This window comes from Aliivibrio fischeri (assembly GCA_038993745.2).
GTDB lineage: Bacteria > Pseudomonadota > Gammaproteobacteria > Enterobacterales > Vibrionaceae > Aliivibrio > Aliivibrio fischeri_B.
In genome coordinates this window covers 1,521,110-1,536,475 of sequence record CP160629.1, presented here as the reverse complement: position 1 = coordinate 1,536,475, position 15,366 = coordinate 1,521,110, and the positions used below count along the sequence as shown (strand labels likewise).

Here is a 15,366-nt window from a genome sequence, read left to right as displayed (position 1 = left end):
ATGGTCTAAACTGAAAGAGTCTATTGCAAGTATGAGTCATGGATTTATGAGATAAGGATAATGTTATGGATAAAATCATATTTCAACGAGTAACTGATTGTGAGTATCCGTCCTTATTCTCTATTTACAAAAAGTACTTGAAACCAACGATAGAGGAAGCGCTGGGTTGGGATGAGTTGTACCAACAACAGCGCTTTAATCAGTCATACCAAAAAGAGTGGTTTGATTGGATAATGTATAATGGTGAGCGCCTAGGGATCATTTGCACTAAGCCCGACGCCATTAGAAGTACGATTCATATTCACTTATTGATTGTTTTTGAAAAATACCAAAATAAAGGCGTAGGCACCGCAGTTATGAAGTGTTATCAAAAACACTATAGTGACGCTGTCACAAAATCTTGCTTATCAGCATTCAAAGTCAATAAATCGGTTATCAACTTTTATCTTTCGTTAGGCTATCAAATTGTCAGAGAAGATGAGCATTTTGTTGAGATGGAGCGCTCTCTTTGTTTCAGTGGTTATATGGGGGAATCTTAACCGAAAATGACAGGTTCAGCATCACGGTTCCATTTAGGGTAGATCGTCATGGCTTTAGAGAAAATAGGGTCGTTATAATGGCGAACAAGCCAAGCTCTTAAATGTGGCAAAGGAGCGATGTTGTACCATTTCTTATCTACTCGAGAGAATTGGCGAATAAAAGGCAAAAGCGCATAATCAACGATACTGGCACTTTCCCCTATGATAAATGCATGTTTAGATAATCGCTCTTCAATGTCTGATAACCATTCGACACACTTAGCCCTATACTCAATTTCATTATCGTCATGATAGCGAGAAGCAGCCCTGTATTTTTGTAAAATTTGCACAAATTCAGAGTCACTTTTTTGAATGAGATCCAACATCAATGGAAGCTGAAGCAAATCATGATGGTATAGTAAGTTCCTTGGGTCGGATTGGGTTAGTGCCCAAAGCATCACATCAACACTTTCTTCAATAACCGTATCTTCAAAATGAAGTACAGGTACCGTGCCTTTAGGGGAAATGGATAACATTTCTTTGGGTTTATTCATCATGTCTACATCTCGTAGCACAACAGTTTGTCCTGCATACAGAATAGCTAAGCGTGCACGCATTGCGTATGGACATTGTCGTAATGAGTAGAGAATAGGAATAGTCATCGTTACCTTAAACTTTGAATGAAGTCGAATATGTGTCATTGCTAATGAAAATCATAGTTATACCTCATGATCTGGATCAATAAAAACCCTTACTTCTGGTAATAAAAGTGTGAGGCGAGTAGAATACTCCCTCAAAAATTATTACAGCAAAACGAAGTGAGCAATTTCAGAATGAGTAGAAAACTTGAATTATTGGCACCCGGCGGTGATGTAGAAGCGATAAAAGCGGCCATCGCAGCAGGGGCAAATGCCGTTTATTGTGGCTTAGATGTATTTAACGCCCGTAACCGTGCATCCAATCTCTCATTTGATGAATTGACAGGTATTTTACGCCTTGCTCATGAGCATGGCTGTGAGGTATTCCTTACTTTGAATATCGTTCTTCTTGAACATGAAATTAAAAGCATTGCTAAATTACTTAATCAACTAGTGAATACATCAGTTGATGGCATTATTGTGCAAGATTTAGCTATGTTTGATTTAGTGAAAAAATACTTCCCAACACTCGATGTTCACGCCTCAACGCAATTAACTACGCATAATGAAGGACAAATTAAATTCTTAGCTAAGTTAGGGGCTTCTCGTGTTAACTTATCTCGTGAACTCAATATTGAAGAAGTGAAATCACTGACTGCTGTTGCTCATGAGCATGATGTGTTAACCGAAGTGTTTGTTCATGGTTCACTATGTATTGCATTTTCTGGTCAATGTTATTCAACATCAGTAAGTGCGGGTAACTCAGGTAACCGTGGGCGTTGTAGCCAAGCATGCCGTGATGAATATGAAGAAACAGCGGTTGGTAACAAATACCCTCTAAACTTAAAAGACAACTCAGCGTATTTTGATTTGCCTGATCTGGTCGATGCCAAAGTTGATTCTTTAAAAGTAGAAGGGCGTATTAAAGGTTCTCATTACGTTTATACAGTTATTGATAATTGGCGCAAAAACATCAATAAATTCATCGAGTCTGGTGATTTATTAGAAGATGATTCAAACCTTCACAAAGTGTTTAACCGTGATTTTACCAATTCATTTTTGACTGGTAACTTAACCAAAGACATGTTCATCGATAACCCTAGAGATCACAGTGTTACTCATGCGGTAGAGAAAAGTAATGCCATTGATGTGGTTCAAATTCATGATGTTAAAGCTGAATTGAACGCAGCAAAAGACAATCTTGGTGAAGAACTACGTGAGAAAATTCAAGATCTAGATATTTCAAAACTGCCATTATCCATTGCATTTAAAGCACAACTTGATAGTCCATTAAAAGTAGTGGTAGCAACTTCAAAAGAGATCTTTGAATTAGAATCGACATCGTTACTTATGGCTGCTGGTGAGAAGTCAATTACACAAAAAGAGCTAGAGAAACGCTTTAAAGGGGTTTCTAATAGCGATTATGAGTTCTCTGGCTATGATTTTTCTCAAGTTGATGAAGGTTTAATCCTGCCATTTAAAGAGCTTTCAGATTTAAAAGATCAGATTGCGTATCGTTTAAATGGAAATAAAGCCGTTATTAAACATGTTGAATTACCAAAATTAGCTCAGAAGCCGAAAGTTGAACAGCAACCTAAGCTATCTATGCTTATCGCAGATATTGCCGACTTAAAAATATGTGATGCCACTGATGCAGATATTTACTTTAAGTTACCAGAAAGCTTTAGACGCAATGATAAAACGTACATCAACATCTTTTCAGAAAATCCAAGATTGATCCCATGGTTCCCTGCGGTATTGATTGGTAAAGATTATAATGAAGCGGTGAAATTCCTTGAAGAAGTAAAACCTGCACGTATTGTTACTAATAATACTGGTATTGCTTATAAAGCTTATGAAATGGGAATTGAGTGGGTTGCGGGTCCATTCATGAATACCACCAACTCACACGCATTAATTACACTAAAAGAAGAGTTTAATTGTGCTGGTGCGTTCATTTCTAACGAAATAAATCAAGGACAAATGAAACACATTCGTCGTCCTGAAAACTTTAAGTTACTTTACAGCATTTATCATCCAATTTTGTTGATGACAAGTCGTCAATGTTTCTTCCAACAAACGGTTGGTTGTAATAAGCGTGCGATTGAAGCGGGTTGTATGATTAAGTGTGAAAAAGCGACAACCATTACGAACATGAAAGGGGTCTCTTTTGCTGTAGATAAGCAAAAAGGTGGCTACCCAAGTATTTATAACCATGAGCAATTCTTAAACATGGATGTCGTTAATGATTTATCTGATTTGTTTGATGAATTCTTTATTGATCTAACCAATATTGGTGGTGGTTCTAAAGAACAAGCGGATATTGTTGAGTTAGCAACGCACTTTGAGGCTCTGGTTAAAGGTGAAACGGCGGTTCAAGAAGCGTTATATTCAATGGTACCTATTAATACACATAATCAGTATGTGAAAGGTCTTTAATCAATTTATCGCTTTGATTTAAATAGTCAGCCACGATCACATATCGTGGCTTTTTTTTGTCTATAATCAATTTATAGCAACATAATATTAACGTAAATTCAGTTAACGCCATTGCTAAGGGAAATAACATAAGAGGGATTAATAATGGTCAAATTAGAATTACTAAAACAAAGTGATGCGTCGGCATTACTAGAGTTTGAACTAAACAATAAAGAGTGGTTTGAATCTTTCATTGAAGCCAGAGACGATGATTTTTTTGATGATAATGGCATAAAAGATCACGTTAATTTTTGTCTGGCTGAATATAAAAAAGGGCTACTTTATCCAACGTTGATTAAAGATGAAAATGGTCAAATACTCGGCAGGGCAAATTTATACAATATCGATAGAGTAAAAAACAGCGGTTCAATCGGATATCGAATTGGGGAAGAGTTTACTTCGCAAGGTTTAGCAACATTAGCCACAAAAGAGCTGTTAGAGATAGGGAAAAACAGATATGAATTATCATCGATAAATGCAGTAGCATCGACAGATAATGCCGCATCTCAGAAAGTTTTAGCAAAAAATGGATTTAAACAAGTAGGATTTAAGCCTGAGTTTGCTTTCGTCGATGGTGAAATTATTGATTGTTATGAATATCGTTGCCTGATTCAGCAATTGACGCCGGTTATGTAGAGTAAACATGGTTGTGAGAAGGGGTTTACTATATACTTTCTCGTTTCAAAGGAAATCCAATAATGGAAATGATAATCGTCTCTTCAGAAAGACAGAAACGAATGATCATGATTTTTAGCCGTATGAAAGCTAAAATGTCAGATAAAGCACTTCTCAATAGCTTAGATTCACGCCAAGTTAATTCAACAGCATATCCTGCATTTAAAAAAGCACCAGATCTTCGTGTTGAGCGAATTTATTTGCCATTTGGTGATGATAAAACAGGTTCATTAGATGGAGGTGACTTCTTATATCGTTACCTTTCTAAGGGATACATTTGTCTTGGTGATTTTGAAGGGCAGCCAAAACCTGATTTAACCCCATGGGGCGTGCGATCTGTTTGTCGTCAGCCTAAGATTGGATTTGGTTTATAATATGAAAGCTAATGTAATTGGTAAGTAAATCAATTGCATAAAAGTGAATTGTAAATCGTAATTCCGACTCAAGTTACAACATTAAGATGTGGTGGGAGTATTCTATAAAATTCAATGTTATGAGTTATGTAGAGGACTTCCATGAATCGTTATACGTTAAGCTTCATCTCATTACCTTTATTATTATCTTCGGCGTTATCAGCAAAAGATCTTAATCTTGGCCAGTATTTTACCATTCAAGATAATGAAACACCCGGTTGCGGTGTGGGTATTGTTAAATCTGATAAATTAATTGAGCAACTTTATGTTGGCCAATCAAATATTCGATATCAAGTTCCTATTGATAATAAAACTGTTTTTGATATTGGCTCTGTCAGTAAGCATATGACAGCTTATATTATTATGGCGTTGGAATCTGAGGGGCAGTTATCTCAAAAACAAACGTTGGCAGATTTTTATAAAGATGGCCCTGATTGGTTTAATAACGTCACACTTTTTCATTTAATTCATCACCAAAGTGGCATACCTGATTATTTAAATGATGCAGAGTCCGCTCTTTATTTAATGAAGCGCTTTAAAACTAATGATAAAGAATTGAATACTGCGCTCTGGGGTGGGATGGTCGATAAATCATACTTGTTTCAGAAATTGTCGGTTTTAGTAAACAATTAAAATCCCCCACATTTACTCCGGGAACCTCAATCTCATATAGCAATACAGGGTATGTATTACTTGCTGATATTATTGAAAAAGTAACCAACAATAAGTTTGAAGATGAAATAGCCTCTCGAATTTTCATTCCTTTAAAAATGAGCAACACTCAAGCATCAATGAAAGATAATTTTCTGATTAACTGGAAAGCGTCCAGTTATTATGTCGATAAATACGGTAATTATGCTCACAGCCACACCATGTTACCAAGTCAAGGCGATGGTGGAATACAAAGTACGGTGCCTGATATGGCAAAATGGATGGAGCATCTAATTAAACCTAAGTATGCGGATGAAGCCCGTGAAAAGTTACTTGCGTTATCTAAAGGTGAATACCCAGCATTTACAACGTATTGGGGAGCGGTAGAGTTTAAAATGGGCGATTCAAAATACGTTAATGGCTTAATAGCAAAGAATTTATACGGTGGTGAATTCTATAGCCATTCAGGTTATTCTCTTGATGGAATGGTGACTGAATTTTGGTTTTCACCAGAACGAGAAGTTGGCTACATTCAAATGTGTAATTATAAATATTTAAAAATGCCACCACTGAACAGCATTGTTCAGCAATATGGAAAAGGAAATTAAAGTGAAAAAAAGAACGGTGTCGTCGTTATTAGGAATGAGTGCGTTATCATTGTCTATGTTGAGCTTGCCATGTTCCGCAAATATCAGTGCAGTGCCTGTTGTTGGCGGCATTGTTAATTCAAGCGAGATCTTAAAACATCAAATCAATGATTCTATTACTTATACGACAACCACCGTTCGTGACGCTGCTATTTTTACTATTGCAGGTCTTACGCTAGATGCTTACATCTTATCCCTACCGCTTGATAGTAGCGTCAAAAAACGGGTTATTGCACAATTATCTAATCCTTATTACGCCATCCCTCTTGGGCATTTTCTTTATACTTTCGTTGATAAATACGGAAACATGGATAATGAAGATGCGTTTAAAGCTTATTTAAAAACTAAATACAGTGAAGAAGAATTACAGCGTTTTAGCCATTCTTTGTTCACACTTAATGAGCTTCAAAAAGAAGAAGATGCATCGAAACCATCAGAAGGACATCATCAAGGATTGAAGGTTGATCGTAAATTTATCGCCAATATGGTAGTGGTTTATGATGAGTTGGTTCAAATTGGTGAGTGGAAAGATCTTAATACCTTACCTGATCGCTATACGTATCTTTCAGATAGCCCGGAAGACAAAGCCATTATCGATAAGATTCAACCAATTATATTATCTGGTTTAGAGAAATCTGTGCTTGGTATGGATAAGGGAGAGATGCGAAGTGCATTAGAGCTTATTATTGCAGATGGTAAACCCGAGAATAAAAACAAAGTAAATAATAAAGCAGAAGCCCTGACCATAACATTGATTGATTTTGTTCGTCTTAACGTGCTGAAATCTTATCGTCAATTTGTGTATCAAGAGCAACGACAAATTGCATTAAATTCGTGGTTACAAGAAACATTTAAAGACAACCCTGACACTTTAGTTGCATATTTAGCATCACGTCAACAGCGTCGATTGGCCGTACAAGTTACGGTAGATGGCCTGCAACAAGGACTTATTGAAGGCTTAGTTACACCAACAGAAAAAACGTTTTTAAAGCAGATATATCAAGACCATTTAAATCGCAATGAATATAAACCTCAGGGGGAGCCAACTTCTCAACCTGAGCATGAACAGCAACTTACTTTCTTAAAAACCATGGTAGAAAAGGGTTATCAAGACCCAAACTATTTGCCTTTCTTTAGCCAGTTATACCAAGAGTATGAAAAGAGCATTGTTAATGTTGGCATTTCATCAACACCTACGATAAGTGTTCGTAATTTACCAATAATCAAAACAGGGGCAAAAGTTTCTGGTCAGGGAGGAACTGGGATCCCTAATTTCCACTTCGTTGACAGGCAAGATGACCGTGCCTATTACTTTTTTGGTAATGATGCGTTGCAGTTAGATCGATTAATGGATGCAAATAAAGTTCAAACTATGTTTGATCGCCTAGATTACTTAGTTACGCTCAACTGCAATGCTCAGTATGATTGGAATGCACATACAACTTACGATGGTTTAGTTAATTTAGGGGCAGGAGAAAGCCTGCGTGATTTTGGGGAAAAACGGTGTTTACGTGAATTAACTCAAAGAGCAAAAACAGAAAAAACCATAACAGAAATGAGAGCAGAGCTAATTGAAGAAATTGGCATTTATCAAAATATTTTTGTATTGGATATTTACAGTAAGCTCACACAGAAATGGAAGATTCAGCAACAATTAGAAACGCTCTCTAAGTTAGAGCAAAAAGGGATGCCGGATTACGCCCTTATTTATAACCCATGGCCAGATCACTTTGCTCATTTTACAGGCCCTTTTAGTGATGAAATATTGATGCCAACGGGTGAGCTTAACCGCTTGGATTATTGGTTAACGCAAATTTCAGGTGTGTATAAATCCGCTAATGTTTATGATCGCACGTTGTGGGGAATGGCGGGCGATCATGGTTTGGCTCCAGTTTATTATTCATTAAACCCTGAGAAACAAGTATTTGAAACGCTTCAGGCTGAGCTAGATTACCCATTAGTCATTAAAAAAATATCATCGGATGAAGGAGAAGGTCCAAAAATTACAAACGCCTTAAATTATGAGAGTAATAAAGAGGTTGATGTTGTTGTGGCTTCTACTGCTGGTGGTAATTTTATGATGGACTTTTTTAATTCTCAACAAGGATGGAAAGTACAACCTACGTATAGCGAACTCACAACATGGATACCCGTTAATGCACCTAAAGCTCAACCGATTAATATTGTGAATGAAATTGCTTCACGTTTAAAAGAGTCGTTAGATTATTTAGTTGTGAGAGAAACACCTTGTTCGTTGAATGAGTGTCAGATACGAGTGATTGGCTTTAAAGACGACATAAGAGTTGATGAATTGATCTCTAAGAAGGGCAACCGACTGTTTTATCAACCTGTTGCTGGTTCATCTCAATTACTTGAGGTCGATGTACTTAATATCTATAAACCACAGCTAAACGAGACCGAACAAAAGCAATATGATGAATTATACCAACGTTGCATGATCTCAGCTGATGCTAATGAAGAGAGTTCATGGTGTACTGAGCGAGAATGGCGAACATTAACATCATTTACAGCTCGTCCTGATGTGGTAAACCAATTAGCTTATTTGTATGAAGAAGACAGAGCAGGAACGATCAATTTATTTCCTAAGTTTGGTGTTGGCTTTAACACCAAGGTGCCAGGTCGTCATGCTGGAGAGCATTATTTAGAGAAAGATGCGTTCTTAGGGTTTTGGGGTAAGCCTATAAAGAATAAGATGGCACCACTTATCATTGAAGAGAACGGTTCTTTAGCTCCAACACTGTATCAATATTTAACCGAAGAAAAAGTGATAAAAAATGAAAACGGTTGGGGATATCCTTCTTTGTTAAATTAGTTAACGTTTTTATATTGTTTCACGGCCTCAAAAGTAAGTTTAACTGACTCTATTGTCATCAGATTTACTGGCGTATCAATATAAGCAACAGAAAATTGAAGCGGACTTGGTGACCAGTCTGCTTCAATTATTTCTAGCGTATTGTTTTGTAGAGAACTATGTATGACTTCTTTAGGTAGGATAGCGATACCAATGCCACTCTCAGCGAGTCTAATGCTAGCGGATAGAGAACTCGCAGAGTAGAAGCGTGTAGCTTGATTATTGTGCGTATTAAAATAACGTTCTATTTCATAGTATGGTGACGTGTTTCGGGCGTAGGTAATCAACGGCCATTGAGCAAAGTTAAGTACTTTATTCTTTTGTGTTTGTTGTAATGCCGGGCTTGCCACCCAGTGTAAATCGTAATTACAGATGGCTTGACTAACCACATTCGGTTCATCAACTACTCCTAATAAAATCGCGATATCAATATTTCGTGCTAGCAATTCTTTTCGTAAATTTATGGTGGCATCAACGATAAGCTCTACCTCTAAGTGAGGTAAATTCTGATGAATAAGCGCTAAGTAGTGCGGTAACCATGTATGTACGACCGTTTCAGAAACTCCAATCCGTAAAATCCCAGATATTGCTTCAGCACTGTTTGCTAAAACTTGTAATTGATCGGCGTTGCTCAATAACTTTTCGGCTAAAGGTAATAATTCACGTCCTTTGGCTGTTAATGAAATTGAACCAGTATCACGATAAAACAATGCCGTATTAAGTGTTTCTTCGAGGTTTGCAATACGCGTAGAGATGGCAGGCTGTGTTGTACATAAATGCTTTGCTGCTTGGCGAAAACTCCCCAAATGCGCTATCCAGACAAACGTTTCCAGCTGTTTTAAATTGAGCATTTAAGCCTCTCTTTTATTAATTTGTTGAGGGGTGATAAATTTTTTTTATCAAGAATAGCAGAAAAATACGAATAGACATTATATAAATAAGCAGTAATGTAACTCTTGGTTAACGATAAAATTACAAATAACGAAAGGATTGTTATATGGATCAAGGACTATCGCTCAATACACTGCCTCTTAAAGAATTGCGTAATCTTATTAGAAATAATCAATTTACGGATTCGACAACGGGTTGTGCTGCAGGATATTTACAAGCCAACCTTGTTATATTGCCAGCTGAGTGGGCAACCGATTTTTTACTGTTTTGTCAAAAAAATCCGGTGGCGTGTCCTTTAATTGATGTTACCCAACCAGGAGAAAAGTACCTGCAATCGATCGGGAGGGATATTGATTTATCAACTGACGTTCCTGAATATCATGTTTTTTATGATGGCGAATTTGAAACAGCAGTCTCTGATCTTTCCACATTATGGAGAGAAGATTTAGTTACTTTTATTTTAGGGTGCTCTTTCTCGTTTGAAGAGGCGTTAATACAATCTGGTTTATCCATCCGAAATATCGATGAAGGGAAGAACGTCTCAATGTATGACACCAGTATTCCTTGCCAATCATCAGGAAAGTTCAGTGGAAACTATGTGGTGTCAATGCGCCCATTCACTTCGATTGATGCCATTCGTGCCATTCAAATCACAACTCGTTTTCCTAAAGCGCATGGAGCACCAATTCACTTTGGCGATCCAAGCCTTATTGGCATTAACGATATATCAACCCCAAACTATGGCGATGCCGTTGAAATAAAACCAAATGAAGTGCCTGTTTTTTGGGGGTGTGGCGTTACACCACAAAATGTTATTCGTCAGAGTCGACCGCCATTTTGTATTACTCATGCTCCGGGAAAAATGCTGATCACTGATCGTCTAAGTTCAGAGTTTGCTGTGCTTTAAAGCAGATATTTATTGTTACTACCAAATTTAATAATTAAGGAGCAGGGAATGAGAATTAATTGTGATATGGGCGAAAGTTTCGGTTTATGGCAATTAGGTAATGACAGTGCCGTGATGCCAGCGTTAGATATGGCGAATATTGCATGTGGTATGCATGCTTCAGATCCAAGTGTCATGATGAAAACAGTTGCACTGGCAAAGGCACATGGCGTGACGATTGGTGCTCACCCTGGTTATAACGATATTCAAGGTTTTGGACGACGTGATATATCAATGGATTCAGACGATTTAGCTGCGCTGTTTATCTATCAGCTAGGTGCGTTAGAAGGAGTTTGTCAAAGTCAGCAGACCTCGTTGAGCTATGTAAAACCACATGGCGCATTATATAACGCAATGATGAAAAATGACGCCATTCTTCAAACGTTATTAGAAGCCTTGAAGCGATATGATGCGACGTTACCTTTGGTCATTATGGCTGTTCCTGATCATCAACGTTATGTAGATATGGCGAAAGAGTATGGCATCACACTTTGGTTTGAAGCCTTTGTAGACAGAGCATATGATGAGCAAGGGCGTCTAGTCCCAAGAAGTGTTCCCGGTTCAAGCCATCACTCAGATGAAGCCATACAAAAACAAGCAAATCAATTAATAGATGAAGGCTGTGTGACGACCTTAAATGGCGACATTATAAAAATACACGCAGATACATTGTGTATTCATGGGGACGGACCATTTGCTGTCTCTACGGCTGAATATCTACGAAAAAAATTAAAATCAAAGGCGGAGTAATGATGAAAATATCCGCTGTCAATGAATCGACTTTGTTACTTACCTTTGCTGATAAAGTCAGTCCTGAAGTCGCTGATATGATTGCTGAATCAGTCACTCTTTTTACTCAAGAGCTCGGTTCACTTATTGTCGATATTGTTCCTTCATACACATCTATATTAATCACATATGATACCTCTAGTGTAGATTTACGCCGCTTTATGATGCAGTTACATCAGTGTATACCTTCTGATTTACAGAAGATGCAATCGAGTAAGTCTACAGTAGAAATAGAACTGCCAGTCTATTATGGAAAAGAAGTGTCACTTGATGCTGATGAGATTTGTGACCACACAGGATTAAGTTTTGAAGAGGTGATATCAATACATTCATCTCAAACGTACCGAGTTTATGCCATAGGCTTTGCTCCCGGATTTGCTTATTTGGGAAATACGGATTCTAGAATTCATGTCCCTAGAAAAAGCACACCACGTTTAATGGTGCCAGCTGGAAGTTTAGCTATTGCAGAGCAACAAACGGCTATTTATCCAAAGTCATCACCTGGTGGTTGGCAAATAATAGGGAGAACGCCTGTCAATCTTATTGATTTTAATCGTAAAAACTTAACCTTGTTTGAGATGGGTGCGAAAGTAACGTTTGTTTCAATTTCTCGTGAGACCTATATTGAAATGGGTGGGGAATTACCTTGTGAATCAGAGTCTGTGAGAGGTACAAATGACTTTACGAATTAATAGCACAGGCCCATTGGCATTACTTCAAGATAAAGGACGATTTGGCCACCAATCCGTTGGTGTAACTCCGGGTGGTCCAATGGATGAACATGCGTTTGATTGGGCAAATAAGTTGCTTGGTAATGATCCTAATGCGACTCAAATTGAAATCACACTAGGGCAATTTAGCTGTACTTTTTATGCGGCAACCACAATGGCATTAACTGGTGCGGATATGCAGGCCAAATTAAATGGTGACCCAATAGTCCCTTGGCAGAGTTATGCTATTAATTCAGGTGATAAGCTTGAAATGGGGGCTGCGAGTGCTGGACTGCGAGCTTATTTATCAGTGAGTGGGGGATTTAAAATTGATAATATTTTAGGCAGTACAGCAACAGTGGTTCGTGATGGATTAGGCGGCCTTGAAGGAAATGGTAAACCACTCAAAGCAAACATTCTTATTCGTTACTCTGTAGATGTATCTCAGTTATCAACGGTATTTTTTGAACCAAGATTACGTAAACAAGTTCCAAATCGTTTTATTCCCACATATGGTAAGCATATAAAGGTAGGGGTGATCCCGAGTTATCAATATGATGATTTTTTACCAGAAGAGCGTGAACGATTCTTTTCTACGGTTTATACCGTGTCAAATAACATTGATCGAATGGGATATCGGTTATCTGGAGAAGCCATTCAGTGTCAACGTAATAACCTGATTTCAGAAGGGATTGCTCTTGGGGCAATACAAATTCCGAATGATGGTCAACCTATTGTACTAATGCGTGATCGTCAAACGATTGGGGGCTATCCGAAAATTGGTTGTGTAATACACGCTGATATTAGTCGTTTATCTCAATGTGTTCCGGGTTCAACGGTTCAGTTCTACGAAAAAGAACTGCATAGTGCAGAAGCTGAGTTACATATTCAACGTCAGTTTTTTACTTCTTATAACTCTTAATAATTCTAATAAATATCGTCGATAGACGAGAAACTACTGCAACAATAAGGATGCAGTGACGTGATAACAAAAGGAAATGATATGTCATCAGAAAAAGTCATGAGTGAGTCGTCAAATGCGTCCACAAAGGAAGGACAGCTGCCGAGAAGTTCAGGTGTTAGTTGGTCATTGATAATGGGCGCTGCCTTTTTGATGGCAACCTCAGCAGTTGGTCCCGGTTTTTTAACTCAAACAACAGTATTTACACAAACATTAGGGGCTAGTTTTGCGTTTGTTATTCTGGTTTCTATTATTTTAGATATTGGTGCTCAATTAAATATTTGGCGTGTAATCGTTGTTTCCAAAAAACGTGCTCAGGATATAGCAAATGATTTACTTCCCGGTTTAGGTTATGCAATTGCAGGAACCGTAGCTCTAGGGGGCTTAGCATTTAATATCGGTAACATTGGTGGTGCAGGGATGGGGATGAACGTGTTATTCCCGAGCATTTCTCCGGTAGCAGGGGCCTCAATCAGTGCCGTTATTGCTGTGGCCATTTTTATGTTAAAAGATGCAGCTAAAGTAATGGACCGTTTTACTATTTTAATGGGTGCCGCATTAATAGTAATGACTCTGTATGTTCTTTTCTCAACGTCTCCACCGATTGGAGAAGCATTGTATCGTTCAGTTTGGCCTGAAAAATTAAACGTTCTTGCGATCATCACGCTAGTTGGTGGTACGGTTGGTGGCTATATTACTTTTGCAGGGGCACACCGCTTAATTGATGCTGGAGTAACAGGAAAAGAAGCGCTACCACAAGTGAATCGAGGTTCAGTTTCTGCGATTAGTGTAGCTTCAATCGTGCGTGTTATTTTGTTTTTAGCGGCGTTAGGGGTAATAAGTACAGGGGTAACTTTGGACCCTTCAAACCCGCCTGCATCTATGTTCCAACACGCTGCCGGAAACATAGGTTATAAAATTTTCGGTTTAGTTCTTTGGGCTGCGGCCATTACTTCCGTTATCGGTGCTGCATATACATCCGTATCGTTTTTGAAGACATTGCATCCGATGATTGATTTGCACTCTCGTAAATTTATTATTGGTTTTATTGTTATCTCTACTTTTATCTTCTGCTTTATTGGTAAGCCTGTTGTTCTTCTAATTGTTGCTGGTGCTCTAAACGGATTTATTCTACCTGTTACCTTAGGCATTATGTTAATAGCGGCAAAGAAAGCACAAATTGTTGGAGATTATAAGCACCCAGTATGGATGTCGGTGTTTGGGTGGTTAATTACAGCAATGATGGCTGCAATGAGTGTATATACCTTATACATGTTGCTTATTTAACCGATGAGGCACATTTTCTTAAATATTTAGCACAAATTAATAATAAAAAATATTTAAAAACTTCTCATCTACTTATTTTTGAATATACTCGTTAAATGCCCCGAAACGTTCTATAACGTTTTGGGGTTGTTTGGTTTTACCCATTTTAAAAAACTAACTGTATCTTGCTATGGGAGTAAAGATACTATTTATAAGGATGTAATATGATTGATTTTTGGCCATTAATTGGTGTCTTAATCATCACAGTCGGTCTTGCATTACGCTTGAACACTTTATTAGTTATTTTAACCGCCGGGATTGTTACCGGTTTGGTTGCTAAGATTGATTTTATCGAGATTTTATCAATCCTCGGGGCTTCTTTTACGCAAAACCGCTATATGTCTTTATTCATTCTTGTTCTACCTATGATAGGGGTTCTAGAGCGTTTTGGATTAAGAGAAAGAGCAGAAACCTTGATTGGTTCAATCAAGCAAGCATCAGCAGGTCGTGTGATGCTTACGTATCTATTATTACGTAAAGTGACGAATGCACTTGGTTTGAATCTGGGTGGTCACCCATCAATGATCCGTCCGCTAGTTGCTCCAATGGCAGAAGCTGCTGCAGAAAAAGACAGAAAACCATTAACGAATAAAGAGAAGCAACATTTGCGTGCTTTAGCTGCAATGAGTGAAAACTTTGCTAACTTCTTTAGTCAGCTGATCTTTATTGGTGCAGGTGGTTTATTGCTTATCAAAGGCGTGTTGGAAGAACACGGTTACAGTGTAGCGTTAAACGATATGTTTATGTGGGCAATTCCAACCGCATTGGCATCATGTGTTGTGTTTTATGTTCGAGCATGGATAGAAGATTCGCGTTTGGCAAAAGCTGGTAAGCAAGAGTAGGGATTCATC

The 15,366-nt window shown here is 38.0% G+C and carries 15 protein-coding genes; 13 read left to right on the top strand and 2 right to left on the bottom strand.

Annotated elements, in window-relative coordinates; translation table 11 throughout:
- Positions 1-65: 65 nt before the first annotated feature.
- Positions 66-539, top strand: a complete 474-nt coding sequence (locus tag AAFX60_007460) for a GNAT family N-acetyltransferase (protein ID XDF76633.1) — start codon at positions 66-68, stop codon at positions 537-539.
- On the opposite strand, the gene AAFX60_007455 is transcribed toward AAFX60_007460, so the two are convergent.
- Positions 536-1,180 (bottom strand): glutathione S-transferase, encoded by a 645-nt coding sequence (locus AAFX60_007455; protein XDF76632.1) that lies wholly within the window; start codon positions 1,178-1,180, stop codon positions 536-538. The two genes, AAFX60_007460 and AAFX60_007455, sit on opposite strands and share 4 nt — an antisense overlap.
- A gap of 171 nt (positions 1,181-1,351) precedes the next feature.
- Here AAFX60_007455 and AAFX60_007450 point away from each other — a divergent pair, with 171 nt between their 5' ends.
- The 6 genes from AAFX60_007450 (at position 1,352) to AAFX60_007425 (ending at position 8,853) form a co-directional block, all read left to right on the top strand.
- The gene (locus AAFX60_007450; protein ID XDF76631.1) at positions 1,352-3,595 is read left to right on the top strand and encodes a peptidase U32 family protein; all 2,244 of its coding nucleotides are present in this window, start codon (positions 1,352-1,354) and stop codon (positions 3,593-3,595) included.
- Positions 3,596-3,739: 144 nt separating this feature from the next.
- On the top strand, positions 3,740-4,270 hold the full coding sequence (locus AAFX60_007445; GenBank protein XDF76630.1) for a GNAT family protein: 531 nt from the start codon (positions 3,740-3,742) through the stop codon (positions 4,268-4,270).
- 62 nt (positions 4,271-4,332) lie between these two features.
- On the top strand, positions 4,333-4,683 hold the full coding sequence (locus tag AAFX60_007440; GenBank protein ID XDF76629.1) for a hypothetical protein: 351 nt from the start codon (positions 4,333-4,335) through the stop codon (positions 4,681-4,683).
- Positions 4,684-4,824: 141 nt separating this feature from the next.
- Positions 4,825-5,355 carry a serine hydrolase gene (locus AAFX60_007435; protein ID XDF76628.1) on the top strand — a complete coding sequence of 177 codons (531 nt, stop codon included), beginning with the start codon at positions 4,825-4,827 and terminating at the stop codon, positions 5,353-5,355.
- The gene (locus AAFX60_007430) at positions 5,313-5,981 is read left to right on the top strand and encodes a serine hydrolase domain-containing protein (GenBank protein ID XDF78903.1); all 669 of its coding nucleotides are present in this window, start codon (positions 5,313-5,315) and stop codon (positions 5,979-5,981) included. The genes AAFX60_007435 and AAFX60_007430 overlap by 43 nt, the downstream gene beginning before the upstream one ends.
- Positions 5,965-8,853 (top strand): alkaline phosphatase family protein, encoded by a 2,889-nt coding sequence (locus AAFX60_007425; GenBank protein ID XDF76627.1) that lies wholly within the window; start codon positions 5,965-5,967, stop codon positions 8,851-8,853. The genes AAFX60_007430 and AAFX60_007425 overlap by 17 nt, the downstream gene beginning before the upstream one ends.
- Here the strand turns inward: AAFX60_007425 and AAFX60_007420 are convergent.
- A complete protein-coding gene (locus tag AAFX60_007420; GenBank protein XDF76626.1) occupies positions 8,850-9,743 on the bottom strand; it encodes a LysR family transcriptional regulator in 894 nt (297 codons plus the stop codon). The two genes, AAFX60_007425 and AAFX60_007420, sit on opposite strands and share 4 nt — an antisense overlap.
- Before the next feature lie 146 nt (positions 9,744-9,889).
- On the opposite strand from AAFX60_007420, the gene AAFX60_007415 reads away from it, so the two are divergent.
- From AAFX60_007415 to AAFX60_007390, 6 genes are all read left to right on the top strand, one after another.
- A complete protein-coding gene (locus AAFX60_007415) occupies positions 9,890-10,690 on the top strand; it encodes a putative hydro-lyase (protein XDF76625.1) in 801 nt (266 codons plus the stop codon).
- 48 nt (positions 10,691-10,738) lie between these two features.
- Complete coding sequence (locus AAFX60_007410) at positions 10,739-11,479, top strand: 5-oxoprolinase subunit PxpA (GenBank protein XDF76624.1); 741 nt, start codon at positions 10,739-10,741, stop codon at positions 11,477-11,479.
- Positions 11,479-12,210, top strand: coding sequence for a 5-oxoprolinase subunit PxpB (gene pxpB, locus AAFX60_007405; GenBank protein ID XDF76623.1), 732 nt, complete (start codon positions 11,479-11,481; stop codon positions 12,208-12,210). The genes AAFX60_007410 and pxpB overlap by 1 nt, the downstream gene beginning before the upstream one ends.
- A complete protein-coding gene (locus tag AAFX60_007400; GenBank protein XDF76622.1) occupies positions 12,194-13,150 on the top strand; it encodes a biotin-dependent carboxyltransferase family protein in 957 nt (318 codons plus the stop codon). The genes pxpB and AAFX60_007400 overlap by 17 nt, the downstream gene beginning before the upstream one ends.
- A gap of 81 nt (positions 13,151-13,231) precedes the next feature.
- Positions 13,232-14,476 (top strand): NRAMP family divalent metal transporter, encoded by a 1,245-nt coding sequence (locus tag AAFX60_007395; GenBank protein XDF76621.1) that lies wholly within the window; start codon positions 13,232-13,234, stop codon positions 14,474-14,476.
- Between the two features lie 203 nt (positions 14,477-14,679).
- A complete protein-coding gene (locus AAFX60_007390; GenBank protein ID XDF76620.1) occupies positions 14,680-15,357 on the top strand; it encodes a DUF969 domain-containing protein in 678 nt (225 codons plus the stop codon).
- The last annotated feature ends 9 nt before the right edge of the window (positions 15,358-15,366 follow it).

Excerpts from the sequence above, each read along its gene's own strand:
- AAFX60_007425 (XDF76627.1), top strand. The coding sequence starts at position 5,965 with ATGGAAAAGGAAATTAAAGTGAAAAAAAGAACGGTGTCGTCGTTATTA.
- AAFX60_007445 (XDF76630.1), top strand. The coding sequence starts at position 3,740 with ATGGTCAAATTAGAATTACTAAAACAAAGTGATGCGTCGGCATTACTA.
- AAFX60_007390 (XDF76620.1), top strand. The coding sequence starts at position 14,680 with ATGATTGATTTTTGGCCATTAATTGGTGTCTTAATCATCACAGTCGGT.
- AAFX60_007410 (XDF76624.1), top strand. The coding sequence starts at position 10,739 with ATGAGAATTAATTGTGATATGGGCGAAAGTTTCGGTTTATGGCAATTA.
- AAFX60_007420 (XDF76626.1), bottom strand. The coding sequence starts at position 9,743 with ATGCTCAATTTAAAACAGCTGGAAACGTTTGTCTGGATAGCGCATTTG.
- AAFX60_007395 (XDF76621.1), top strand. The coding sequence starts at position 13,232 with ATGTCATCAGAAAAAGTCATGAGTGAGTCGTCAAATGCGTCCACAAAG.
- AAFX60_007440 (XDF76629.1), top strand. The coding sequence starts at position 4,333 with ATGGAAATGATAATCGTCTCTTCAGAAAGACAGAAACGAATGATCATG.
- AAFX60_007460 (XDF76633.1), top strand. The coding sequence starts at position 66 with ATGGATAAAATCATATTTCAACGAGTAACTGATTGTGAGTATCCGTCC.
- AAFX60_007450 (XDF76631.1), top strand. The coding sequence starts at position 1,352 with ATGAGTAGAAAACTTGAATTATTGGCACCCGGCGGTGATGTAGAAGCG.
- AAFX60_007400 (XDF76622.1), top strand. The coding sequence starts at position 12,194 with ATGACTTTACGAATTAATAGCACAGGCCCATTGGCATTACTTCAAGAT.
- pxpB (XDF76623.1), top strand. The coding sequence starts at position 11,479 with ATGATGAAAATATCCGCTGTCAATGAATCGACTTTGTTACTTACCTTT.
- AAFX60_007435 (XDF76628.1), top strand. The coding sequence starts at position 4,825 with ATGAATCGTTATACGTTAAGCTTCATCTCATTACCTTTATTATTATCT.
- AAFX60_007455 (XDF76632.1), bottom strand. The coding sequence starts at position 1,180 with ATGACTATTCCTATTCTCTACTCATTACGACAATGTCCATACGCAATG.
- AAFX60_007415 (XDF76625.1), top strand. The coding sequence starts at position 9,890 with ATGGATCAAGGACTATCGCTCAATACACTGCCTCTTAAAGAATTGCGT.